Source organism: Sphingomonas sp. 320_CC (assembly GCF_059691795.1).
In genome coordinates this window covers 245996-267432 of record NZ_JCAWAE010000002.1, presented here as the reverse complement: position 1 = coordinate 267432, position 21437 = coordinate 245996, and the positions used below count along the sequence as shown (strand labels likewise).

The 21437-nt window shown below is 65.5% G+C and carries 19 protein-coding genes and 1 tRNA gene; 9 read left to right on the top strand and 11 right to left on the bottom strand.

The window, feature by feature from the left end:
• Positions 1-147 precede the first annotated feature (147 nt).
• From AC59GX_RS08085 to AC59GX_RS08070, 4 genes are all read left to right on the top strand, one after another.
• On the top strand, positions 148-936 hold the full coding sequence (locus AC59GX_RS08085) for a hypothetical protein (protein ID WP_107954642.1): 789 nt from the start codon (positions 148-150) through the stop codon (positions 934-936).
• A 218-nt stretch (positions 937-1154) separates the two neighbouring features.
• Entirely contained in the window at positions 1155-2672 is a 1518-nt protein-coding gene (locus AC59GX_RS08080) for a fumarate hydratase (RefSeq protein WP_426279832.1), read from the top strand.
• Between the two features lie 44 nt (positions 2673-2716).
• Positions 2717-3343, top strand: coding sequence for a hypothetical protein (locus tag AC59GX_RS08075; protein ID WP_426279831.1), 627 nt, complete (start codon positions 2717-2719; stop codon positions 3341-3343).
• A 69-nt stretch (positions 3344-3412) separates the two neighbouring features.
• The gene (locus tag AC59GX_RS08070; RefSeq protein ID WP_426279830.1) at positions 3413-3907 is read left to right on the top strand and encodes a DUF2501 domain-containing protein; all 495 of its coding nucleotides are present in this window, start codon (positions 3413-3415) and stop codon (positions 3905-3907) included.
• Positions 3908-4718: 811 nt separating this feature from the next.
• Here the strand turns inward: AC59GX_RS08070 and AC59GX_RS08065 are convergent.
• Positions 4719-5303 carry a hypothetical protein gene (locus tag AC59GX_RS08065; protein WP_426279829.1) on the bottom strand — a complete coding sequence of 195 codons (585 nt, stop codon included), beginning with the start codon at positions 5301-5303 and terminating at the stop codon, positions 4719-4721.
• Between the two features lie 112 nt (positions 5304-5415).
• Here AC59GX_RS08065 and AC59GX_RS08060 point away from each other — a divergent pair, with 112 nt between their 5' ends.
• Complete coding sequence (locus AC59GX_RS08060; protein ID WP_056065550.1) at positions 5416-5793, top strand: PRC-barrel domain-containing protein; 378 nt, start codon at positions 5416-5418, stop codon at positions 5791-5793.
• A gap of 51 nt (positions 5794-5844) precedes the next feature.
• Here AC59GX_RS08060 and uvrB read toward each other — a convergent pair whose 3' ends face one another.
• Complete coding sequence (uvrB, locus tag AC59GX_RS08055; RefSeq protein WP_426279828.1) at positions 5845-8043, bottom strand: excinuclease ABC subunit UvrB; 2199 nt, start codon at positions 8041-8043, stop codon at positions 5845-5847.
• 166 nt (positions 8044-8209) lie between these two features.
• On the opposite strand from uvrB, the gene AC59GX_RS08050 reads away from it, so the two are divergent.
• Entirely contained in the window at positions 8210-9040 is an 831-nt protein-coding gene (locus tag AC59GX_RS08050) for a ferredoxin--NADP reductase (RefSeq protein WP_056065556.1), read from the top strand.
• Positions 9041-9212: 172 nt separating this feature from the next.
• Complete coding sequence (locus AC59GX_RS08045) at positions 9213-9599, top strand: VOC family protein (RefSeq protein ID WP_426279826.1); 387 nt, start codon at positions 9213-9215, stop codon at positions 9597-9599.
• Between the two features lie 272 nt (positions 9600-9871).
• Here AC59GX_RS08045 and AC59GX_RS08040 read toward each other — a convergent pair whose 3' ends face one another.
• The 7 genes from AC59GX_RS08040 to AC59GX_RS08010 all read right to left on the bottom strand — a co-directional run bounded on the left by AC59GX_RS08040 (position 9872) and on the right by AC59GX_RS08010 (position 18082).
• Positions 9872-11050, bottom strand: a complete 1179-nt coding sequence (locus AC59GX_RS08040) for an MBL fold metallo-hydrolase (RefSeq protein ID WP_426279825.1) — start codon at positions 11048-11050, stop codon at positions 9872-9874.
• Positions 11051-11115: 65 nt separating this feature from the next.
• Positions 11116-11526: a DUF4345 domain-containing protein gene (locus AC59GX_RS08035; RefSeq protein WP_426279824.1), complete on the bottom strand. Its 411-nt coding sequence runs from the start codon at positions 11524-11526 to the stop codon at positions 11116-11118.
• The gene (locus tag AC59GX_RS08030; protein WP_056065567.1) at positions 11523-11981 is read right to left on the bottom strand and encodes a DUF2721 domain-containing protein; all 459 of its coding nucleotides are present in this window, start codon (positions 11979-11981) and stop codon (positions 11523-11525) included. Before AC59GX_RS08030 ends, AC59GX_RS08035 begins: the two co-directional genes overlap by 4 nt.
• 134 nt (positions 11982-12115) lie before the next feature.
• Complete coding sequence (locus tag AC59GX_RS08025; RefSeq protein ID WP_426279823.1) at positions 12116-14449, bottom strand: TonB-dependent receptor; 2334 nt, start codon at positions 14447-14449, stop codon at positions 12116-12118.
• 86 nt (positions 14450-14535) lie between these two features.
• Positions 14536-15783: an MFS transporter gene (locus tag AC59GX_RS08020; protein WP_497301435.1), complete on the bottom strand. Its 1248-nt coding sequence runs from the start codon at positions 15781-15783 to the stop codon at positions 14536-14538.
• A 341-nt stretch (positions 15784-16124) separates the two neighbouring features.
• Entirely contained in the window at positions 16125-17192 is a 1068-nt protein-coding gene (locus AC59GX_RS08015; RefSeq protein WP_426279821.1) for an LLM class flavin-dependent oxidoreductase, read from the bottom strand.
• Positions 17189-18082, bottom strand: a complete 894-nt coding sequence (locus tag AC59GX_RS08010; RefSeq protein ID WP_426279820.1) for an aldo/keto reductase — start codon at positions 18080-18082, stop codon at positions 17189-17191. Before AC59GX_RS08010 ends, AC59GX_RS08015 begins: the two co-directional genes overlap by 4 nt.
• 42 nt (positions 18083-18124) lie before the next feature.
• Between AC59GX_RS08010 and AC59GX_RS08005 the strand changes: the two genes are divergently transcribed.
• Positions 18125-19213 (top strand): Gfo/Idh/MocA family protein, encoded by a 1089-nt coding sequence (locus AC59GX_RS08005; protein WP_426280387.1) that lies wholly within the window; start codon positions 18125-18127, stop codon positions 19211-19213.
• Positions 19214-19300: 87 nt separating this feature from the next.
• Here AC59GX_RS08005 and AC59GX_RS08000 read toward each other — a convergent pair.
• Positions 19301-19375: transfer RNA gene (locus tag AC59GX_RS08000), tRNA-Thr, on the bottom strand.
• Positions 19376-19464: 89 nt separating this feature from the next.
• Here AC59GX_RS08000 and AC59GX_RS07995 point away from each other — a divergent pair.
• Positions 19465-19602 (top strand): hypothetical protein, encoded by a 138-nt coding sequence (locus AC59GX_RS07995; protein WP_165895508.1) that lies wholly within the window; start codon positions 19465-19467, stop codon positions 19600-19602.
• A gap of 6 nt (positions 19603-19608) precedes the next feature.
• Here AC59GX_RS07995 and AC59GX_RS07990 read toward each other — a convergent pair whose 3' ends face one another.
• On the bottom strand, positions 19609-21408 hold the full coding sequence (locus AC59GX_RS07990; RefSeq protein ID WP_426279819.1) for an aminopeptidase P family protein: 1800 nt from the start codon (positions 21406-21408) through the stop codon (positions 19609-19611).
• Between the last annotated feature and the right edge of the window lie 29 nt (positions 21409-21437).

Here is a 21437-nt window from a genome sequence, read left to right as displayed (position 1 = left end):
CGCAATCGCGTGATCCGATCGGACCGATGCGTCCGGTTTCCCCCGTCGGACGTTGAGCAGCATCGACCACGCCACCGTGGCCGTCCGCGACCCGTTCGCAGGTACCATGTCGGCGTCTAGGCCGGCAGAACTGAAGGATCCGATGCGATGTTGACGAAAAAGCTGATGCTGCTGAGCGGCGTGGTCGCGGTCCTTGGCGGCTGTGGTCAGACGACTTCAACAGACTCGAACACCTCGACCGCGAACATCGCCATGGGCAACACCACCGCGAGCGCGACCCCGGCGGTCAACCGTGTCCGCGGCGTCATCACCGCGATCGGCACCGACGCGCTGACCGTCCAGACCTATGACGGCAAGTCGGCCACCGTACCGCTCGACGCCAACACCAAGTTCGCCTGGGTGGTGAAGTCCGACCTGTCGACGCTCAAGGACGGCGACTTCATCGGCACCGCGACGACCGGTCCCGACAACGCGCTGCGCGCGGTCGAACTCGTGATCTTCCCCGAGGCGATGCGCGGCACCGGCGAGGGGCATTATCCCTGGGATGTCCCCGGCGCGGTCGCGGCTGCAGGCGGCGGTACGAGCGGCTCCAGTGCAATGACCAACGGCACCGTCGACGGGCAGAGCGCGATGACCAACGGCACCGTCGATGGCCAGAGCGCGATGACGAACGGCACGGTCGCGCAACAGAGCGGCATGACCAACGGCACCGTTACCGGCGGCGCAGGCAAGCCCGGCGAGACCAAGCTGAGCATCTCGTACAAGGGCGGCAAGGCCCAGGTCGTCGTTCCCGTCGGCACGCCGATCGTCCGGTTCGAGCCGGCCGAGCGCACGGTCCTCGCCAAGGGCCAGAAGCTGTTCGCGATCGTTGCGACCGACTCCAAGGGCGCCAAGTCGGTCGCCGTTGGCAAGGACGGCCTGACGCCACCGATGTAATCGCACTTACGCTTTGAGATAACTAGAAAAGGTCGGGGTGGCGTCAACGCCATCCCGGCCTTTTCCGTTTGGGGGGCATCGGATACGCGAGGGCACGTTGGTGTGACCTTATCGTAACCTTCAGCCGTTTGCAGCCCGATCACCGGCACGGCCCCGTCTTCAAAAATCGCACGATCGCCGCTAAGACGCCTGCAAACCTGTATCCGTAAAGGCGCTGCATGACCGTCATCACCGAAGCCGACCTGATCGAAAGCGTCGCCGACGCGCTCCAGTTCATCAGCTACTACCACCCGATGGATTACATTCGCGCGCTGGGCGTCGCGTACGAGGCCGAGCAATCGCCCGCCGCCAAGGATGCGATCGCGCAGATCCTGACCAACAGCCGGATGTGCGCCGAGGGTCATCGCCCGATCTGCCAGGACACCGGGATCGTCACGATCTTCGTCAAATGGGGCCAGGATTGCCGCCTTGAGTCGACCCGCTCGCTACAGGAAGTGATCGATGAGGGCGTTCGGAAGGCGTATCTCAACCCCGAGAACAAGCTGCGTGCGTCAATCCTCGCCGACCCCGCCTTCACCCGCCGCAACACCAAGGACAACACGCCGAGCGTGATGCATGTCGAGATGGTGCCCGGCAACACCGTCTCGATCGACGTCGCGGCGAAGGGCGGCGGTAGCGAGAACAAGTCGAAGTTCAAGATGATGAACCCGTCCGACTCGATCGTCGACTGGGTACTCGAGATGATCCCGCAGATGGGCGCCGGCTGGTGCCCGCCCGGCATGCTCGGGATCGGCATCGGTGGCACCGCCGAGAAGTCGATGATCCTCGCCAAGCAGTCGCTCATGGGCGCGATCGACATGGCGCAACTGAAGGCGCGCGGGCCGAAGAACGACATCGAGGCGCTGCGGATCGAGATCTACGACAAGGTCAACGCGCTCGGCATCGGCGCGCAGGGGCTGGGCGGACTTTCGACTATTCTTGACGTGAAGATCTTCGACTGGCCGACGCACGCCGCGTCGAAGCCGGTGGCGATGATCCCCAACTGCGCCGCCACGCGCCACGCGCATTTCGTGCTCGACGGCTCGGGCCCGGTGTATCTGGAAGCGCCGAAGCTGGAGGAATGGCCCGATGTCAACTGGACGCCCGACAAGGCCGCGATCCGGGTCGATCTCGACACGCTGACGCCCGACGTCGTGCAGACGTGGAAGCATGGCGACCGCCTGCTGCTCAACGGCAAGATGCTGACCGGGCGCGATGCGGCGCACAAGCGGATCAAGGACATGCTCGATGCGGGCGAGCCGCTGCCGGTCGATTTCAAGGGTCGCGTGATCTATTACGTAGGCCCGGTCGATCCGGTCGGCGAGGAAGTCGTCGGACCTGCCGGTCCCACCACCGCCACGCGAATGGACAAGTTCACGCGGATGATGCTCGACCAGGGCCTGCTGGCGATGGTCGGCAAGGCGGAGCGCGGGGGCGATGCGACCAAGGCGATCGCGGAGGCCAAGTCCGCGTATCTGATGGCGGTCGGCGGGGCTGCGTATCTGGTCGCACGTGCGATCAAGGGATCGAAGGTCGTCGGTTTCGCGGATCTCGGCATGGAAGCGATCTACGAATTCGAGGTCAGCGACTTCCCGGTGACAGTTGCAGTCGATTCCGCCGGCGAGAACGTCCACCAGCTCGCGCCTTTGGTGTGGCGCGAGAAGATCGCGCGTGAGGGATTGCTCACACCGGCATGACGACCCGCGCACGCAGAAGGGGGCAGGGCCCCGTCCGGTGGATCGTGGGCTTCCTCCTTCTGCTTGCCGTCGCGGTCGTCTACGCGCCGCAGTTGCTAGCGTTTCCGTATGAGCAGCGGATCGGCACCGTCACCGTCTATGCCGAGCGTCCGATCGACCCTCGGATCAGCAGCGAACTCGCGCGTGCCGAGGGCTTGTTGCGCACCAGTCCGATCTACACCGGCCCGCTCGATCGGTCGCTGTTCCTGACGGACGGTGGCTGGCGGTGGCGGCTTCTAGCGATCCAGTCGCCGGGCGCCTTTGCATTCCGCCGGCCCTTCAGTTCGGCGATCGTTTTCAACCGCAGCGACGTCGCTGCCGACCGCGTGACGAACGGTCGTGCGATCAGTGGTACCCGGACGCTGTCCGGCGTGATCGCACACGAGACGACGCACATCATGGTCGCCAACCATCTTGGCGAAGTGCGCAGTGCGATGCTCCCGACCTGGCAGCAGGAGGGGTATGCGGATCATGTCGCGCGCGAGAGCAGCCTGACGGACGCGAAGGCCGCCAGCCTTCGACAGATCGATCCGGCCGCGCCGGCGCTGGTATATTACGATGCTCGCCGACGGGTGGCGGCGGCGTTGGGCGCTAAGCGCGGATCGGTCGACGCGTTCTTCGCGGGCGGCTGAACGAAGCGGAGCCCGGAACGCACCCCGGCCAGTCCTGTTGGTAACACGACCTTATCGGAGCTCCGTATCATGCCCAAGACCGCAATCGCCCTCGTCGCAGCCTTCGCCCTCGCGACCTCCGCATCGGCCCAAACCAGCGCACCCGAGTCGGCGTCGACGCAAAACGGTCTTGGCGGTCTGGGTGGACTTGGCGGTCTCGGTGGCCTGCTCGGTGGTGCGTTGCCGAGCGTCGGATCGATCGGTGCCGGGAACGCGGCTGGCCTGCTCGGGTATTGCCTGAAGAACAATCTGCTCGGGCAGGGCGGCGCGCTTGGCGCGCTGACCGGTGGGCGGAATGCACCGCGAGCGGGCAGCACCACGAGAGCCCCGACGACCGGCGCGCAATCGATCCTCCAGCGACTGACGGGACGACAGGGTGTGCAGACGTCGCCGGGCTATGCCGCCGGACAAGACGGCGAAGTGCAGGCGCCGAACGGGCAGGCGTTTTCGCTCGACGACCTCGGCGGGCAGGTGAAGACGCGGATGTGCAGCATCGTCCTCAATCGGGCGAAGTCGTTCCTGTAGGGGTAGTTACAGACCAAGGGCGCGGCGCGCGCACGCGTAGCAGGTCGAGCTGCCTGCATCAGCAGCCCACTCGGTCCTGCCTATTTCCCGTCATCCTGACGAAAATCAGGCTCCAGAGTAACCGAATGCAGCCCTTCGCGACCCTGGATCCTGACTTTCGTCAGGATGACGGCGGGAGCGGGGCATGAACTTGCGGACGCTTCGGCTGCTTCAGCGTTGGCCTGATTCACGTTTAATTGCCTAATCCTCGACCATAAAGCAGGACACATGAGATGACCTGTGGGGAGAGGAAGCGAGCACCCACTCGCCCGCGCCTGCAATCCCGCGCCCGCCAATATCGTCAGCTAGACGCAGCGAGGGTGGGTTAGACGACGCCGGACATCGTTAGCTCACGCATGTCGCAAACTGCACCTGGATCGACCACCACCGCCAACCCGACACCCCACAAACGAAAAGAGGCTGCCGGATCGTCTCCCGACGACCCGACAACCTCCTGACATGGTCAGCGGCCGGAGAGCTCCAGCCCGGAGGACCATGCGTACCGCCTATCCTATGGACCACGTGTTGACTGGGAGAGGATACTCCCCACGCGGACCGGCGGACTTAGCGGTGCGTCCCCCGAACGAACCGAACCGAACTCACTGCTGAACCATGAGACATCGGATCACCTCCTTTCGCTTGTTGAAACAACGCGGCCAAGCCTGACCGCAACGCCAATGTGTGCCGACCGCGCCTGCGATACAAGCCTTGTTTTACGGAAGTTTTCGGGCAATCCTGTGCGACTGCCGGCTAGCCGGTGACTCTATGGAAATCAGCCGCGGCAATCTTCGGTGACGCGCTCGATCTCGGCCCAGGCGGGCACGACGAGCGGCGGCAGGCCGGGCTGCTGGACGACGAACCGCCCGCGACTGAACCCCATCGCCTCCAGCAACGAATCGTTCGGCATCAGCGCGGCCGCGACATAGGGCGGCGTGCCTCCGGTCGGCTGGACCGACACCGCGCGCGTCACGCTCGACGTGCGGATCGTCAGCGGCGTCGCCGTGCTCCCCGCGCGCGACAGGTAAACCTGGCGCGCAGCCGTATCGCAGCGCAACGTCAGCGACGCATCGGCATTGGCCGGCCCGAACAGTGCGATCGAACCGCGCGCATCGCGGCGATACACCCACGTTCCCGGCGAATACGGCCAGTCGCGCCAGTCGGCGGCGATCGGTACCGGCCGCGGCGCCGGCGCGGGGGGCCGCGTCACCGTGCGCGGCGGGGGCGGCGGTGCTTCGGCCCGCGGCGGCGGGACGCAGCCGGCGATCGACGCGAGCGCCGCCAGACCGGCAAGACGCGCTAGGACGCGGGGGCTGGCAAGCGATCGCAAGCCGACGAGGGAAGGGGACGGGGTGCGCATCGCATCGCTATGCGGCACGCCCGGCGGTCGCTCAAGTACGACGAAGCGCGCTAGCCGGGAACCGCCGCACGGTGATACCGGTTCAGCGACCGAAGAAATCAGGAGAACGTCCATGTCCGATACCGCCGCCCAGACGCCCACCCAGCTGCTCGTCCAGTCGAACATCTCCGGCACGATGAAGGTCGAGAGCCGCGATGGCGACAATGTCGGCTCGGTCCACGCGTTCATGGTCCACAAGGGCACCGGCCGCGTCACCCACGCCGTACTCAGCCTCGGCGGCTTCCTCGGCATGGGCAAGAGCTTCTACCCGCTGCCGTTTGCGCTCCTCCAGTTCGACGCCGTCCGCGACCTCTACGTCGTCACGATCGACAAGCGCGTCCTCGAAGGCGGCCCGAGTTGGGCAAACAACGCACCCGTCTTCGACCAGGCTTATGCCGACCGTGTGGCGAGCTATTACGGGTCGAGCAGCGAAGATCTGGTCGTCGGCTAAGCGACATTTCGACCGGTGCGGGTGAGTTGCCCGCACCGGTGACGTCCGCGATCACCGCGACCGCGATCCCCCCATGCGCATCTTCTGGCTCTTGCCGTACCGCGTCTTTCGCGTGCCCGGCTTGCCCTCGTTCGAACGCCCCATGACCGGCGCTTTCTGCTGGTCGACCGGCAGACCCAGTTCCTCGTTCTCCAACTGACGGATCTCGTCGCGCAGGCGCCCGGCGGTCTCGAACTCGAGATCGCTCGCAGCCTTGCGCATCTGCTTCTCGAGATCCTCGATATACGCGCGCAGGTTGTGGCCGACCATGTGCGGGCGGTCCTCGTCGATCGGGATCGTCACCTGATCCTGGCTCGCCACGTGCGCGATGATGTCGCCGATGTTGCGGCGGATCGTCGTCGGGGAGATGCCGTGTTCGGTGTTGTACGCGACCTGCTTCTCGCGGCGACGCGACGTCTCGTTCATCGCGCGCTCCATCGATCCGGTGACGCGGTCGGCGTACAGGATCACACGGCCGTCGACGTTGCGCGCCGCCCGACCGATCGTCTGGATCAGCGATGTCTCGGAGCGCAGGAAGCCCTCCTTGTCCGCATCGAGAATCGCGACGAGCCCGCACTCGGGAATGTCCAATCCCTCGCGCAGCAGGTTGATGCCGATCAGCACGTCGTACACGCCGAGCCGCAGGTCGCGGATCAGCTCGATACGTTCCAGCGTCTCGACGTCGCTGTGCATGTAGCGGACCTTGATCCCCGCCTCGTGCATATACTCGGTCAGGTCCTCCGCCATCCGCTTGGTCAGCGTGGTGACGAGCGTGCGGTACCCTAGCGCCGTGGTCTTGCCGACCTCGACGATCAGGTCCTGGACCTGTTCCTCGACCGGCTTGATCTCGACCGGCGGATCGATCAGCCCGGTCGGGCGGATGACCTGTTCGGCGAACACGCCACCGGTCTGTTCCATCTCCCAGCTGCCCGGCGTCGCCGAGACATAGGTCGTCGGCGGCCGCATCGCGTCCCATTCGTTGAAGCGCAGCGGGCGGTTGTCGATCGCGCTCGGCAGGCGGAAGCCATACTCCGCGAGCGTCAGTTTGCGACGGTGATCGCCGCGCGACATGCCGTTGATCTGGCCGATCGTGACATGGCTCTCGTCGACGAACAGCAGCGCGTTGTCGGGGAGATATTCGAACAGCGTGGGCGGCGGCTCGCCTGGCATGCGGCCGGTGAGGAAGCGCGAGTAATTCTCGATCCCCGCGCAGGATCCGGTCGCGGCGATCATCTCCAGATCAAAGTTCGTCCGCTGCTCAAGCCGCTGTGCTTCCAGCAGCTTGCCCTCCAGCACCAATTCCTTCAGCCGCTCCGCCAACTCGTGCTTGATCGCCTCGCCCGCCTGCTTGAGCGTCGGGCCGGGTGTCACGTAATGCGAGTTCGCGTACACGCGCACCGAGTTCAGCGACGCGACCTTCTTGCCGGTCAGCGGATCGAACTCGATGATCTCCTCGATATCGTCGCCGAAGAACGAGATGCGCCACGCGCTGTCCTCGTAATGCGACGGGAAGATCTCGAGCGTATCGCCCTTCACGCGGAAATTGCCGCGCTGGAACGCCGCGTCGTTGCGCTTGTATTGGAGCGCGACGAGTTTCCGCACGATCTCGCGCTGATCGACCGTCGTACCCTTCTTGAGGTCGAAGATCATCGCCGAATAGGTCTCGACCGAGCCGATGCCGTACAGACACGACACCGACGCGACGATGATGACGTCGTCGCGTTCGAGCAGCGCGCGGGTGGCCGAATGCCGCATCCGGTCGATCGACTCGTTGGTCGACGACTCCTTCTCGATGTACGTGTCGGAGCGCGCGACATACGCCTCGGGCTGGTAATAATCGTAATAGCTGACGAAATATTCGACCGCGTTGTCGGGGAAGAACGACTTCATCTCGCCGTAGAGCTGTGCGGCCAGGATCTTGTTCGGCGCGAGGATCAGCGCGGGGCGCTGGACGCGGTTGATGACGCTGGCCATCGTGAAGGTCTTGCCCGAGCCGGTCACGCCGAGCAGCACCTGGTCCTTCTCGCCGTCGCCGATCGCCGAGACGAGTTCGGCGATCGCGGTGGGCTGGTCGCCCGCGGGTTCGTACTCGCTGACGAGGTTGAACCGCTTGCCGCCCTCGACTTTGTCGGGGCGCGCGGTCGGGCGGTGCGGGACGAAGCTTTCGCCGGTTTCGGGCTCGGCGAGGCTGGTGCGAATCTGAATGGCCATCGAGGGGGAATATGGGGAACATACGGTGAGTCGGCAACGGCCACGGGACCTGTTTGGGCGATGCCAAGTTTAGCTGTTGTTGACCCGTCCGGCTCGCGCCCATAATGCGACCGTTTCGCAAGCCATCGATCCGCCAGCGCCCGCGCGTAGGCCAAGGAATAGACGCATGACCGCCCCGACCGTCGAAGCAACCCGCGCGCCTGCGCTGATCCCCGAGACCCCTGCGTTCCTCAACGCCAAGGTGCTGTGGGTGCGTCACTGGAACGAACATCTGTTCAGCTTCGCGATCGAGCGGCCCTCGACTTTCCGCTTCCGCTCGGGCGAGTTCGTGATGATCGGTCTTCCGCAGGAAGGCGGCAAGCCGATCATGCGCGCCTATTCGATCGCGTCCCCGCATTATTCGGAAGAGCTCGAGTTCCTGTCGATCAAGGTCGAGGACGGCCCGCTGACCTCGAAGCTCCAGCTGATCCAGCCTGGCGACGAAGTGTATCTCGGCAAGAAGCCGACCGGCACGCTGGTGCTCGACGCGTTGCTGCCGGGGAAGCGCCTGTTCATGTTCTCGACCGGCACCGGCCTCGCGCCGTTCCTCAGCCTGATGCGCGATCCAGACGTCTATGCCGCGTATGAGCAGGTGATCGTCGTGCACAGCGTGCGCCGCGTGAGCGATCTTGCCTATCACGACGAGATGGTCGGGCTGCTCGCGGAGGACCCGCTGATCGCCGACGAGGCGCAGACGCAGTTCCACTACATCCCGACCGTGACGCGCGAGCCGTTCCGCACCACGCGGCGGATCGGTGCGCTGATCGAGGATGCGTCGCTGTTCGGCCACCCTGTCCGCGGCGAGCAGAAGCTTAACCCCGAGACCGACCGCGCGATGTTGTGCGGCTCGACCGAGATGATCAAGGAATTCGCGGTGATGCTTGAGGCGCAGGGCTTCGAGGAGGGCGCGAATTCGAAGCCGGGCACGTTCGTGATCGAGCGCGCCTTCGTCGGCTGACGCCCCGTCATCCTGACGAAAGTCAGGATCCAGAGCCCCATGCGGTTTCGATCGTGGCTCTGGATCCTGGATCAAGTCCAGGATGACGGTTTGGGCGGATGGCAGCATGCGGATGGATTGTCTCCACCGCGCAACCCGTCGATAGGCCTCTCCACCAAAATAGGAGAGACCCATGATCGGTTACGCGACGCTCGGCACCAACGACATTGATACCGCGCTGACCTTCTACGACGCGCTGTTCGCAACGGTCGGCGGCAAGCGTCTCATGCAGATGCCCGATGCCCGCCAGTTGACCTTCTACGGCGCGGGCCCCGACAAGCCGATGCTCGTGATCGGCAAGCCCTATGACGGCGCGGCCGCGACCGCGGGCAACGGCACGATGGTCGCGTTGGCGGCGGATTCGCGCGAGCAAGTCGATCAGGTCTACGCCAAGGCGATCGAACTGGGTGCAGCGGACGAAGGCGCTGCCGGCACGCGCGGGCCTGAGGAGATGGGCTTCTACGGCGCATATTTCCGCGATCCGGACGGCAACAAGCTCTGCGTGTTCAAGATGGGGTGAGGTGCGGGCGCGATTGAGGGAAATACCACCCCGGCGAAGGCCGGGGCCAATTGGAAAGGTGGCAGTAACGAGGGGCTGTCCACCGTTAGCAGCCTTCCCCAATTGGGCCCCGGCCTTCGCCGGGGTGGTTGGATGTGAAGCCGGCGTTACGCTTCTCTCTCGTTGTTCTCCCGTGAAGGCGGGAGCCCAGTCTGGGTCCCCGCCTTCGCGGGGAAACAGGTTTACTCGGTCAAAGGGGATAGCCGCCGAACTTCTCCGGAGTGACGGACAATTTAGCGCAATGCGCGAACCTGCGGCGTATCGAGGCACCGCAACAACGCCTCCCGCGGCATCGCCTTAACCGCCGCCGGCTTCACATACCTAGCAATCTCCGTTGGCCGCCCGATCGCCACGGGCTCGAATCCCGTCTCCCCTGTACACCGCATCGCCGCCGCCAGCAGTTTCGGCGGCGTATCATACCCCTCGAACGACAGCCGGAACGTCCCCCAGTGGATCGGGATCGCGTGCGCCGCGCTCAGACGACGATAGACCTCGACCGCATCGACCGGCCCGATATGGCTTCCCGACTCCATCTGCCCATCGACGAACCGGAACGCACCAATCGGGATCAGCGCCAACCGGATCGGCCCGAGGGCAGCGGCCTCGACCGGCCACCGCCCGTCGCCCATCCCGGTATCGCCCGCAAAGAACACATTCCCACCCGGCAGCGTCACGACGAAGCTCGACCACAAAGCGCGGTTGCGATCGGTGAACCAGCGGCTGCCCCAATGATGGTTGCGGGTCACGGTGACCGCGACGCCCGGCTTGATCGCCAGCCGCTGTCCCCAGTCGAGCGCGGTCGCTGCCGCGCCGGTCTGGCCGATCACGCTGTCGTTGCCCAAGCTGGTGACGATCCGCGGCCGATCGCGCTCCCAAAGTCGTTTCAGCGTCGCCTTGTCGAGATGATCGTAGTGATTGTGGCTGACCAGCACGAGGTCGATCCTCGGCAGCGCATCGAACGCGATCCCCGGCTCGGCGACACGGCGCGGCCCCGTCCCCAGCGGCCCCGCCTTCTCCGCCCAGACCGGATCGGTGAGGATGTTAAGACCCTGCGTCTGGATCAGTACGCTGGCATGGCCGACCCACGTCACGACCATCCGCTCGCCCTCGACGCGGGCAGGCGGCGCGACCCGGTTCACCGCGACCGACTTCGGCCACGCAGGCCGGCCATCGCTGCCGGTGAAATACTTCCAGAAGAAGCTCGCCCGGCCACCGCCGCTGCCCTTGGGCTGGATCTGCTTGGTATCCGCGTCACCGTCGGGATTGAAGAACCGCGCACCGTCGAAATGGCGCGAAACGGACCCGCGATAATAGATCCGGTCGAGGAATTGCGGCACGATCGTCACGATCAGCGCACCGATCACGGCCAGCAACAGGATCGCACCGCCGACGATCTTCAATAATCTCGTCACGGCGTTCCTGTCTGCATGAGCTTACGTGTCGGGCCCCAAACGCACGCTGGCGATCATCGTTCAGATCAAGCGTGAGATGCGGCGGTCCGCCTTGCGAAATTCCATTGCCACAGCATCAGCAACGGCACGACGATCGTCTCCATGCCCAGCCCGAGCACATGACCCTGCGACGGCACGCCGACCGCGATCAGCGATATCAGCCGCGACACGCCCCCGACGAAGATCAGCCCACCGAGCAGCCGGAACCGCGGCCCCTTGCGCTCGATATTCGGAATGCAACTCACGAACCCGAGCCCGGTCGCGAAGAATATCCCCGAGATATACCGGAAATGGCTGTCGAGATCCCTCGGCACGTCGGCCAGATGCCCGAAGGGCGCAGGGCCGTGCAGGATACCCTGGCCGCCGACGATCAGCGGCAACAGGCACGCCACCGCAATCACGGCCTGCAACAGGCGCTTCTCGATCGAGCCGGTCATGGCAAGGGCCTCAGCAATTCGGGGCGGATACGAAATGCGCGGAGCGAAATCCGCACCTCGAAGATGAACGAGATCAGCGCCGCGATCAGCAGGATCATCGCCAGGATGAAGCACACCGCGACGTAGGTCCCGAAGTGCAGCTTGGCGAGTTCGGCGATGAACAGCAACGCGATCAGGATACACGTCATGATCGCGCTGGAGACCGCGAGGAACAGCGCGGCGTTGATGATCGTCATCCGACGGTCGAGCAGGCGCAGTTCCCAGACGAAACGGACATGCTCCGGCCCGGTGCTGCTCGCGTGAAGATGCTCCAGCTTGCGCGCGCGGTCGATCACTCGCGACAGGCGGCCGGCCAGCACGTTCAGCAACTGGCCGATACCCGCCAGCATGAACACGGGCGCTAGCGAAAGCTGGATCGTCTGGGCGATCGTCGAGACGGCGGGTATCGTCGGCATGCAGGCACCATGTGGTAAAACGCGTTCGATAGGAAGAACGCGCGTACCGCATGGCGCCGCAATTACAGCGGCTTGTCTACTGAAGGGGGCGATCCAGCCTCAACGCATCAGCAGGGGGGAGAATCGAGGCTCGGTCAGAAGTCCTTGCGGAGCAACAACCCGGCATAGCGCTTGTCGTCGCGCGGCACGAACCGCACCGTGCCCGCAAACGTGCCCGCGGTGAGGAACGACGAATAGGACGTGTTCGTCAGGTTCTTCACATACGCGCGCAGCTGCCAGCCGGACGTATCGCTCAGCACCGCGACGCTCGCGTTCCAGATCGCGTAGGACGGCTGGATCGTGCTCGGCGTCTCTGCGAGCGAATATTGCACCTTGCTGCTGAACGTGACGTCGGTCTGGAGTTCCAGCGCCAGCGTATCGGTCAGCCCGAACTTATACGCTGCATTCTCGTACAACTTGATCTTCGGCGCATAGGGGAGCGGCTGGCCGTTGATGTTGCAGCTCGTCGGCGCGCCGGTCGGGCACAGGAAATTGCGCACCGTCGCGTCGGTATAGGCGGCGGAGATATCGAGCGTCAGGCCCTTGGTCGGGCGCAGCGTCACGTCCGCCTCGACCCCCCGCGAACGCACTGATCCGGCGTTGATCAGCCGGCTGACCTGCGCGCCCGCGACGACGTCGTTGAAGCTCGCCTGATAGCCGTCGAAATTGGTCGTGAACGCGGCGAGGCTATAGCTTAGCGCACGGTTCGCTGTGCTGCCCTTCAGCCCGACCTCGTACGAATTGGACGTCTCCGGGCGCAGCGGCACTTCGTCGAGCGGTGTCGTCGCGTTGAGCGAGCGCATGTTGAAATACACGTTGTACGCCGGGCCCTTATAGCCGTGCGAATAGGTGAAATAGGTCTGCGCGTGCTCGCCAAGATCATATTGCAGCCCGAGGCGATAGCTGTCGCCGCGCTTGTCGATCCCGCCGGTCGCGTTGTGATAGGCGCGAACGCCGGGCCGATCGAGCGCCGCCGCGCCGGTGTTGAGCGGATCCGCGGTCGAGGTGCGGACGTGATAGAAATCCAGGCTGTCCCACGTCGAGCGATAGCCGGCGATACCGCGGAATTTCGGCGTGAAATTGACGTTGGCCTCACCGAACAGCGCGTAATTGTCGTTGGTGATGCCGTAGTTTGCAACGCCCGTGGTCGTCGTTTGCGCGCCGCCGGCCGCGAGCGACGTCAGCGTGCGCTGATACTGCTCGTCGGTCGTCGCGTGCAGGTAATAGGCGCCGACGACGTAATCGATCAGCCCGCCCTTGGGCGACGTCAGCCGCAGTTCCTCGGAGAATTGCTTGGTATTGACGCTACCTGCATCCTGCCCCGACGGGAACGCGGTCGAGAGCGCGGCGACGCTGTCGTAATCCTGGCGCTGGTTGTTGAGCCATTGCCGCCAGCCGGTGATCGAGGTGATGTGGTAGTCGCCAAGCGCGAGTTCGCCGGTGAACGACCCGCCGTAATTCTCGTCCTTCACGTCGGTGATCGAATTGTTGTTGGTCCGGCGATTGCTCGGTCCGGCGACGATCCCGCTTGCCCCCAGCGCGGCGGCGAGGTCGGGCGAATTGGTGACGACACCGGTCGGATGCGCGGTGCGGCTGGTCGCCGCATAGACGCTGGTCGGCGTCGTATCGTGCGAGTTGAGATAGTCGCCGATGATCGTGAACTTCAGGTCGTCCGACGGCGTGACGACCAGCTTGCCGCGTGCGCCATAGCGCCGGTAGCCATTGACGTCTTTCCCTTGCGCGACGTTGCGGACGTTGCCCTTATAGTCGTCGTACAGCCCGCCGATCAGGGCTTGCACCTTGCCGGGGACGAGCGCGCCAGAGATGCCGGCCTTGATCCGGTATTCCTCGTCGGAGGTGATGCCGGCCTCGCCGAACGCGCGGAACTCGTCGGTCGGGTTGCGGGTGACGATGTTGACCACGCCCGCCGAGGCGTTCTTGCCGAACAACGTGCCCTGCGGCCCGCGCAACACCTCGATCCGCTCGACCTCACCGAGGTCGAGCGTCGACTGGCCGGGGCGGGTGAGGACGACGCCGTCGAGCACGGTCGACACCGATGGCTCGACGCCGGGCGAGGTCGTGATCGTGCCGACGCCGCGGATGAAGATCGTGCGATCCTTGTTCGATGCGCCGCTGCGGAAGCCGACCGAGGGGATCGTCGCGGCGATGTTCTCGACCGTGTTCAACTGGCGCTCGGCGAGCGACTGACCGCTGACTGCGGTGATCGCGATCGGCACCGATTGGAGCGTCTCGTTGCGGTAGCGCGCGGTGACGATCACCTCGTCGCTCTGCGCAACCGGGGCGGGGGTGGGGACGGGTGCGAGCGTAGCGGGTGCGGGCGCTTCCTGCGCAAAGGCCGGCATGGCGAGTGCGGCCATGGCGGTGCCGGCGAGTAGCGCGAGACTGCGCTGGGTGCGTGGATAGAGCATGGTTTCCCTCCCGAAATGATAGCGTCTTTTAATTCCCATTCTGACGATGGGTATAAAGAACGGCATTGCGCCGCTTCGTGTCAGCTTTAGCGATGCTCGACTGGCCGCAGCACCGGCAGCAGCAGTTGAATCCAGCCGACCGCGAGCAGGTACGAGACGCTCGCGAAGACGAACAGCGGGAGATAGCCGAGGCCCGCGGTGAGCACGAGCCCCGCGACCTTGGCGATCACCATCCCCCCGACATTGCCGCTGAACGATCCGAACGCGGTCACGCGACCGAGCTTGTCCTGTGGCACGACGTCCGCGATCAGCGCGAAGAGATTGGTCGAGAATGCCTGATGTGCGGCGAGCGTCAGTGCCATGAGCCCGATCGTGACCGCGTAGTTGCCCGCGTAGAGCACCAGCGGGATCGGCAGCACGCAGAGCGCGGCGACCAGCAATATGCCTTTCCGAACCGCGTTGATGCTGTAGCCGAGGCTCAGCAACCGCGTCGAAATCCCGCCGCCAAGCAGCGACCCGACCGCCGCGCCACCATAGGCAATCGCGAGCGGGACGCCGAGCGCGACGCCGGTCAGGCCGTATTGCCGGTGGAAGAAGTCGGGGAGCCAGAACAACAGCAGCCACCAGGTTGCGTCGGACAGGATTTTCGCACCGGCAACCGCCCAGGTCTGGCGGTTGCGGAGGATCGGTCCGTAATCGGTCGGAGGCGCGGCGTCTGTCTCGACCGGACTTGGCGGGGAGAAGGTCACGCGGCGCGTCGCGATCAGCCATACCGCGGCCCAGACAAGCCCGAGCGCGCCCGCCGCGACGAACGTCCCGCGCCACCCGACCAGCAGCGCGACGCCGGGGATTGCCAGCGGCGCCAGGATCGCGCCGATGCTGTTGGCGGCGTTGGTCGCGCCGAACCCGCTCGATCGCCAGTTCTTGGGCAGCACGGACGCGATCGTCTTGATCCCGGTCGGCGTCCCCATCGCCTCGGTCGCGCCGAGGCTGACGCGGATCATCACGAACTCGGTCATCGACCGTGCCCAGCCATGCGCCATCGCCGCAATGCTCCACGCCGCAACGCCGATCGGGTTCGCCCATTTGACGCCGAGCTTGTCGACGATCCACCCGGTGAACAGGAATGCGAACGCCGCGCCGCCCTGGAACCATGCGGCGAGCGTCCCGTAATCATCGTCGCTCCAGCCGAGGTCAGTGGCGATGATCGGCTTCAGGACGGAGATGATCTGGCGGTCGACGAGGTTGAGGATACCCGCGGTGACGACGAGCGCGAACAGCAGCGCGCGGGCGCGGGCGCCGAGTTGCGCGACGGTCTTGGTAGGCTTTGTCATACGAGCCTAGCATGGACGAGAGGCACGCGGTGGCCAGCCAGTTTCTCTTCGCTGAGCCGGTTATTTGGTTGCAGGGGGAGGGGCTCACTCCGGATTGGCTTGGCGGCCATCTCCTTCGAGCATGCTTGTTTCCCCGCGAAGGCGGGGACCCAGACTGGGCTCCCGCCTTCGCGGGAGAACAAGGAGGGGAGGGGGAGGGCCGTCGCCGACCCCACACCACCCCGGCGAAGGCCGGGGCCCAATTGGGGGACGGTGCCAACTGGGCGCAGTCCTTCGTTACTGCGACCTTTCCAACTGGGCCCCGGCCTCCGCCGGGGTGGTGCCTGAAGTTGAGTGAGGCGTTAAATAACCAAAGGCCCATGCGCGATCCGCGGCAACACATGCCGCGCAAACAAATCTGCCTCGGCCGCATGCGGATACCCGGAGAGAATGAACGCATCGATCCCTTCCGCCCGATACGCGTTCAGCTTAGCCAAAACCTGGTCCGGATCGCCAACGATCGCCGCCCCGCATCCAGACCGAGCCCGCCCGATGCCCGTCCACAGGTTCGCCTCCGCATAGCCGTCGTCCGATCCTTCACGCAGCTCGGCCTGACGCCGCACGCCCGCCGATTGCGAATCCAAAGACCGCTCTCGGATAGCCCGCCCCTCGGCATCATCGAGCTTCGACAACAGCCGGTCGGCGGCGGCGCGTGCTTCGGCCTCGGTCTCGCGCACCACGACGTGGACGCGGTAGCCGAACCGCAACGTCCGCCCGTAATTTGCCGCCCGCGACCGCAAATCCGCAACAATCGCCCGCACGGCGTCCATCGTATCCGGCCACATCAGGTACACGTCGGCATTGGTCGCCGCCGCATCACGCGCCGCCTCCGAAAGCCCCCCGAAATACAGCGCCGGACACGCCCCCGACACCGTCGTCACGCGCGGCGGATCGACCTTCAGCTTCCAGAACTCGCCGTCATGATCGAGCGGCTTGCCGTCGAGCAACGTCCGCAGGATGTGCATCGCCTCGACGGTGCGCGCATACCGCGGCGCGCTCTCCAGCTTCTCGCCCGGCAGGTCGCTCGAGATGATGTTGATCGCCAGGCGCCCGCCGAGCATCCGGTCGATCGTCGCGATCTGGCGCGCGAGCTGCGGCGGCCAGCTCTCGCCGATCCGCACCGCCATCAGCAGCCGCAACCGCTTGAGCATCGGCGCGATCCCCGCGGCGAACGCGGTCGTGTCGATCCCCAGCGCATAGCCCGACGGCAGCAGGATGTTGTCGTAGCCCGCGGTCTCGGCCTGCATCACGATGTCGCGGCAATGCTCCCAGCTCGACTTCAGAGCCTCGTCGGGCACGCCGAGAAACTCGTAATCGTCGTCACACAGCGCGGAGAACCAGCTGATCTCGCAAGGAGGCAAATCCGTCATGGCAAATTCTCGCCCATCCCGGCCTGCAGCACTGCATACCATTCGGCCCGCGTCCACTCGACCTTGTACGCGTCCGCCGACGAGGCGATCCGCGCCGGAGTCTGCGACCCGACGATCGGAATGATCCGCGCCGGATGCGCCATGATCCACGCCAGCGTCGCGGTTGCCGCATCGACGCCGTAGCGCGCGCCATGCTCGGCCAGCAGCTTGGCCGCCGGATGATCGCCCTGTGCCAGCCGCCCGCCGCCGAGCGGCGACCACGCCATCACTGCGACATCGAGCCGCATCGCCTGGTCGAGCGTCCCGTCGAACAGCGGCGCGGTCTGCAGCGGGGAGAACTCAGGCTGCGTGCTGACGATCGGCTGGCTTAGGAAAGCCTGCAACGCGTCGAACTCGTCCACGCTGTAGTTCGACACGCCGATGCTGCGGATCTTGCCCGCCTCGACCATCCGGGTCAGCGTCTCGCCCACCTCCTGCGGATGCGTCAGGAAGTCGCGGCGGTGGATCTGGTACAGGTCGACCTGTTCGACGCCGATCCGCGTCAGCGACGCGTCGAGCGCCTCGGCAAGATACGTCGCGCTCGAATTATACGGGATGCCGGGACGGATGCCCGCCTTGGTCGCGATCACCATCTTCGCACGCAATGACCGGTCTTCGGCCAGCGCACGCCCGAAGAGTTCCTCCGCCGAGCCGAACCCGGCGGGCACGTCGCAGCCATAGATGTCGGCGGTGTCGAAGAAGTTGATCCCCGCCGCCAAGGCTGCCTCGATCATGGCGTGGACCGGGGCGATCTCTCCGGCCAGCCGCCACATGCCCCAGGCTATCGGCGAAACAAGGATTTCGCTCTTGCCGAGCGGGCGGAGGTCGTTGGAAAGGCGGATCGTCGTCATGCAGGCGGCCATGGCATAGGGAATGACCGCTTGGTAGCCACGATCAGATACGGCGTCGTCGGAACGGGCATGATGGGCGTCGAACACCTTCGCAACTTGGCGATCCTGCCGGGCGCCGAGATCGTCGCGATCGCCGATCCGGTCGCGACTTCGATCGACTGGGCCACAGATGCACTGGGCGATGAGCTCGGCGACCGTGCCGCCAATGTCGCGCGGTTCGACTCGGTCGAGGCGTTCGCGAAGGGTGCCGATGTCGACGCGATCGTCATCGCCTCGCCCAACAACACGCACCGCGACGTGCTCGAACGACTGTTCGCCATGGACGCCGCGATCCTCTGCGAGAAGCCGTTGGCGACGACGATCGAGGACGCGCGCTGGATCGTCGAGCGCGCTGCTGCTCATGCGAAGCCGTTCTGGACCGGCATGGAATACCGCTTCATGCCCCCCGCCGCCGCGTTCATCGAACAGGTGCGCGCAGGCCGCGTCGGCCGGCTCCAGATGCTCTCGATCCGCGAACACCGCTTCCCGTTCCTCCCCAAGGTCGGCGACTGGAACCGCTTCTCCGCCAACACCGGCGGCACGATGGTCGAGAAATGCTGCCATTTCTTCGACCTGATGCGATTGATCGTCGGCTCGGAAGCGGTCCGCGTGTATTGCTCGGGCGCGATGGACGTGAACCATCTCGACGAACGCTATGACGGCCAGCGGCCCGACATCATCGACAACAGTTTCACGACCGTCGACTTCGCCAACGGCGTGCGCGCAATGCTCGACCTCAGCATGTTCGCCGACGGTGCCGAGAACCAGGAGGAAATGTCCGCCACCGGCGACGCCGCCCGCCTCGACGTGCTGATCCCCGCGGGCGAACTGGTCTATTCCCCGCGTGTCGGCTTCCTCAATCCGAAGCAGGTCGAGCGTGCCCACGTCGCCGTCGATCCCGCCGCCAAGGCCGCCGGCTCGCACGAAGGCGCGACCTACTACCAGCACGCTGCGTTCGCCGCAGCGGTCCGCGGGGAGGGGCCGGTCCAGGTCACTGCGGAAGATGGCCTGCGTGCCGTCGCGATCGGCACCGCCGCCGAGATCAGCGCCCGTGAACACCGCGTTGTGACGATGGCCGAACTCGGGCTCTAGAACGTTCGCGGAAGCGTCAATACGGACCCCGACGGAAGTCGGTGTCCCCGCAGGGGATGGTCGTCACGGTGACATACAGGAAGAAAATGGTGCTGCCGGTGAGGATTGAACTCACGACCTCAGCCTTACCAAGGATGCGCTCTACCACTGAGCTACGGCAGCACTCGTCGGCATCGCTGCCGGCGGAGTGGGGCTAAGAGACGAGGGCGGGATGATTGTCAAGGCACCGCGCCGCAATGTAGGGCATATTTATGGATGATCGGGATCGAAAGGCGGCGGAGAAGGCCGAGCGCATGGCCGCCGCGCTGCGCGAGAACCTGCGGCGCAGGAAGGCGCAGGCGCGCGCCGTCGGGGCTGCGCCTGCGACCAAGGATGATTCCTCTAGCTGACCGCCCTTAAGACAATGGTGCGCATTTGGCGGTGAGCCAGGCGCGATCCGCCGCGTCGGTCATTTCCGGGGTCAGGACGGCCAGCACCTGTGCATGATAGTCGTCGACCCATTGGCGCTCTTCGGTTGTCAGCAACGCCGGCTCGATCAGCGTGCGCTCGATCGGGCAGAAGGTGAGCGTCTCGAAGCCCAGCATCTCGCGGTCGGCGCCTGGGATGGCACGCGGCTCGATCAGGATCAGGTTCTCGATCCGGATGCCGTATTCGCCCGCCTTGTAATAGCCGGGCTCGTTCGACAGCATCATGCCGGCGCGCAGGGGCTCCATCGCCGCGCCGCCGGGATAATTAGGCGAGGCGATCCGCTGTGGACCCTCGTGCACCGCCAAATAGGCGCCGATCCCATGGCCGGTGCCGTGCGCGAAATCGAGGCCGGCTTCCCACAGCGGACGGCGTGCGAACGCATCGATCTGGCCGCCCATCGTGCCGTCGGGGAAGACCGCAGTGGCGATGCCGATATGGCCCTTGAGGACACGCGTGAAGCGGTCGCGCATCTCTTCGGTCGGTTCGCCGATCGGCATCACGCGCGTCACGTCGGTGGTGCCGTCCGCATATTGGCCGCCGGAGTCGATCAAATAGAGTTGGCCGGGTTCGATCGGTGCGCTCGACTCCTCGGTGACGTGGTAATGCGGACTCGCGCCATGCGGGCCGGTCGCCGAAATGGTGTCGAACGAGGTGTCCTTCAGCAGGCCGGTCTGTTCGCGGAAGGCGAGCAGCTTGGCGGCGGCGCTGAGTTCGGTTTGGCCGCCCTTCACGCACTCGCTCTCGACCCAGCGCAGGAAGCGCGCGAGCGCAGCACCGTCGCGGGCCGAGGCAGCCCGGTGGCCGCTTATCTCGACCGGGTTCTTGATCGCCTTGGCGAGCACGACGGGATCGCGCAGCGGCAGGATCTTCGCGCCACCGGCCTGGAGCGCTTGCGTAATTGCCGCGACCGCGCGTTCTGGGTCGGCAGCGACGCGCTTGCCGGCATAGGTGCCCAGCGCAGCGGCGAACGCGGTGCGATCATGAAGGCGGACCGCGTTGCCTAAATGCTGGCGGACCGCGTCGTCGAGCTTGTCGGGCGCGACGAACAGGTCGGTCGTGCCGTCCGCGCCGACGATCGCGTAGGAGAGCGCCACGGGCGTGTGATCGACATCGCCGCCGCGGACGTTGAGCGCCCAAGCGATCGAATCAAGCGCGGACAGGATGACTGCATCGGCACCCTGCTCGGACAGCCAGTCGGCGATCTTCGCGCGCTTCTCGGCGGACGAGGCACCGGTGAACTCGTCTGGCTGTACGGTCAGCTTGGCAGGTGAGGGGACGGGGCGATCGGTCCAGATCGCATCGATCGGGTTGACGTCGACCGCAACCAGCGTCGCGCCACGGTCTGCAAGGGCGGTGGTGGCGTCGGCGACCCAGGTGCCGGTGTGCAGCCATGGGTCGTAACCGATCCGACCGCCTTCGGGAGCGTATTTGCCAAGCCACGCGGCGGGGCTGGTCTGCGGCACGGGCTCATAGTCCCACTGCGCACCATCGACCTGCTCGCGGACCTGGATCGTGTAGCGCCCGTCGGTAAAGATCGCGGCACGGTCGGCCAGCACGACCGCCGTGCCCGCTGATCCGCCGAACCCGGTGAGCCAGCCGAGGCGCTGTGCATAGCCGCCGACATATTCACTCATGTGCTCGTCGGTGAGAGGGATGACGAAGCCGTCGAGGTTTTGCGCGGCGAGTTGGGTGCGGAGGGCGGTGAGGCGGTCGGTCAGCGGGGGCATGTCTTGGGTCTCTCGTTGGGGCCGAAGTT

Coding starts and splice junctions, on each gene's coding strand:
- AC59GX_RS08025 (WP_426279823.1), bottom strand. CDS start 14,449: ATGCTCTATCCACGCACCCAGCGCAGTCTCGCGCTACTCGCCGGCACC.
- AC59GX_RS08080 (WP_426279832.1), top strand. CDS start 1,155: ATGACCGTCATCACCGAAGCCGACCTGATCGAAAGCGTCGCCGACGCG.
- AC59GX_RS08045 (WP_426279826.1), top strand. CDS start 9,213: ATGATCGGTTACGCGACGCTCGGCACCAACGACATTGATACCGCGCTG.
- AC59GX_RS08020 (WP_497301435.1), bottom strand. CDS start 15,783: ATGACAAAGCCTACCAAGACCGTCGCGCAACTCGGCGCCCGCGCCCGC.
- AC59GX_RS08050 (WP_056065556.1), top strand. CDS start 8,210: ATGACCGCCCCGACCGTCGAAGCAACCCGCGCGCCTGCGCTGATCCCC.
- uvrB (WP_426279828.1), bottom strand. CDS start 8,043: ATGGCCATTCAGATTCGCACCAGCCTCGCCGAGCCCGAAACCGGCGAA.
- AC59GX_RS08015 (WP_426279821.1), bottom strand. CDS start 17,192: ATGACGGATTTGCCTCCTTGCGAGATCAGCTGGTTCTCCGCGCTGTGT.
- AC59GX_RS08070 (WP_426279830.1), top strand. CDS start 3,413: ATGCCCAAGACCGCAATCGCCCTCGTCGCAGCCTTCGCCCTCGCGACC.
- AC59GX_RS08030 (WP_056065567.1), bottom strand. CDS start 11,981: ATGCCGACGATACCCGCCGTCTCGACGATCGCCCAGACGATCCAGCTT.
- AC59GX_RS07995 (WP_165895508.1), top strand. CDS start 19,465: ATGGATGATCGGGATCGAAAGGCGGCGGAGAAGGCCGAGCGCATGGCC.
- AC59GX_RS08060 (WP_056065550.1), top strand. CDS start 5,416: ATGTCCGATACCGCCGCCCAGACGCCCACCCAGCTGCTCGTCCAGTCG.
- AC59GX_RS08065 (WP_426279829.1), bottom strand. CDS start 5,303: ATGCGCACCCCGTCCCCTTCCCTCGTCGGCTTGCGATCGCTTGCCAGC.
- AC59GX_RS07990 (WP_426279819.1), bottom strand. CDS start 21,408: ATGCCCCCGCTGACCGACCGCCTCACCGCCCTCCGCACCCAACTCGCC.
- AC59GX_RS08035 (WP_426279824.1), bottom strand. CDS start 11,526: ATGACCGGCTCGATCGAGAAGCGCCTGTTGCAGGCCGTGATTGCGGTG.
- AC59GX_RS08085 (WP_107954642.1), top strand. CDS start 148: ATGTTGACGAAAAAGCTGATGCTGCTGAGCGGCGTGGTCGCGGTCCTT.
- AC59GX_RS08010 (WP_426279820.1), bottom strand. CDS start 18,082: ATGACGACGATCCGCCTTTCCAACGACCTCCGCCCGCTCGGCAAGAGC.